1 protein-coding gene (running past one end of the window) is annotated in these 2,123 nt (G+C 48.2%); it reads left to right on the top strand.

Annotated features, from left to right (window positions below):
* The first annotated feature begins 188 nt into the window (after nucleotides 1–188).
* On the top strand, nucleotides 189–2,123 hold the 5' portion of the coding sequence (gyrB, locus tag ACTF5Z_RS11510; RefSeq protein WP_438985763.1) for a DNA topoisomerase (ATP-hydrolyzing) subunit B. 573 nt of this gene lie beyond the right edge of the window; only the first 1,935 of its 2,508 coding nucleotides appear in the window; its start codon is at nucleotides 189–191; the stop codon falls past the right edge of the window.

The following is a 2,123-nucleotide window of genomic DNA, read 5'->3' as shown; positions in this document are numbered from 1 at the left end:
GGTGGCGTGCAGGTGTTCGCGACGTCAACGGCGCTACAGCCACTTCACCCGTTATTGGGCGCACTATCTACACAGGACTTCAAGGTGTTCCACGTGGAACACGGCCGAGTCTGTGCTGCCGAATAGCACCCAATTGAGCCTACACGTGCTATAATCACCGTTGTTTTTCACATAGGGTTGCCTCTTTTATGTCGAATCAAAATTACGATTCCTCAAGTATTACCGTGTTAAAGGGCCTGGATGCCGTGCGAAAGCGCCCAGGAATGTATATCGGTGACACGGATGATGGCACCGGTTTGCACCACATGGTATTTGAGGTCGTTGATAATAGCATTGATGAGGCATTGGCCGGATTCTGTTCGACAATCGATATTGTCGTTCACCCTGATGAATCGATTACCGTCTCTGACGACGGTCGCGGAATACCGACAGAGATGCATGAAGAGGGCGTCTCAGCTGCCGAAGTGATTATGACCGTACTGCACGCGGGCGGTAAATTTGATGATAATACCTATAAGGTCTCTGGTGGGCTCCATGGTGTTGGTGTGTCGGTGGTAAACGCGCTGTCGTCTTCACTAACGCTTACAGTACGCCGCCAAGGTAAGGTGTTTGAGCAGCACTACGCGCACGGTGTGCCACAAGCACCCCTTGAAGTAGTTGGCGAAACTCAAAACACGGGAACAACTGTGCGTTTTTCGCCGTCGCCAGAGACCTTCAGCAATATTGAATTCCATTTTGATATTTTAGCGAAGCGTCTTCGTGAGTTGGCGTTCTTGAACTCTGGCGTGAACATTAGATTAACGGATGAACGGTCTGGTGAGAGTGAGACATATAATTATGATGGTGGCTTAGGGGCTTTTGTCGACTACCTCAACCGCAACAAGACACCCATTAATAAGTTGTTTCATTTTGCTAACGAAGGAGATGAGGAAACAGGAGTAGCTGTTGAGGTTGCCCTGCAGTGGAATGACTCTTTCCAAGAAAATCTTTTGTGCTACACCAATAACATTCCGCAAAAAGATGGCGGTACACACTTGGCAGGTTTTAGAGCCGCGCTAACCCGCGGACTGAACTCTTATATCGAGCGTGAAGGCTTAGGTAAGAAAGCTAAGATTGGCACAACGGGCGACGATGCGCGTGAAGGTCTAACAGCCATTATTTCAGTTAAAGTCCCAGATCCTAAGTTTTCGTCGCAGACCAAAGAGAAATTGGTGTCTTCTGAAGTGAAAACAGCCGTTGAACAAGCTATGGCTGCGCGTTTGAACGATTACCTTCTTGAAAACCCAGGTGACGCGAAGACTATTATTGTCGGTAAAATGCTAGATGCTGCTCGAGCACGAGAAGCGGCACGTAAGGCTCGAGAGATGACGCGTCGTAAAGGCGCATTGGATATTGCCGGTCTGCCAGGAAAGCTCGCGGATTGCCAAGAAAAAGATCCTGCATTGTCAGAGATTTACCTTGTAGAAGGGGATTCTGCTGGCGGATCCGCTAAGCAAGGTCGAAATCGTAAGTTTCAAGCCATTTTGCCACTTAAGGGTAAGATCCTTAATGTCGAGAAAGCGCGCTTTGACAAGATGCTCGGCTCCGCAGAAGTCGGAACCATCGTAACAGCCTTAGGTTGTGGAATTGGTAAAGAAGAATTCGATGCTGAAAAGCTTAGATATCACTCCATAATCATTATGACGGACGCAGATGTTGACGGTTCGCATATTCGAACCTTGCTTTTGACGTTTTTCTTTAGGCATATGCGTGAGCTTATTGAGCGCGGCCACATTTATATTGCGCAGCCACCACTGTATAAAATTAGCAAAGGAAAACAGTCGCAATATTTAAAAGATGATGATGCGCTGAACGCGTTTTTAACACAGTCGGCGTTGGAAGATGCGGCTCTGATCACGGACCCAGAGGCTCCTCCAATTGCGGGTGCAGCACTTGAAGCGCTAGTCGAGCAGTACAGAGCGGTCGATAAAACCATTTCACGCCTCGCGCGCTTGTATACCCATGACGTACTGTGGCGTTTGGTTTATAGCGAAGTCCTTACTGTGGATGCTATGGCGAATGAACAAAGCGTGCAAAAGTTTGGTGCAGACCTGAGCGATCGCTTACAGCGATATTCCGTAAAT

The sequence above is a fragment of the Aequoribacter sp. genome (genome assembly GCF_965659035.1).
Taxonomy (GTDB): domain Bacteria; phylum Pseudomonadota; class Gammaproteobacteria; order Pseudomonadales; family Halieaceae; genus Aequoribacter.
This window is presented reverse-complemented; position numbering and strand designations above follow the sequence as displayed.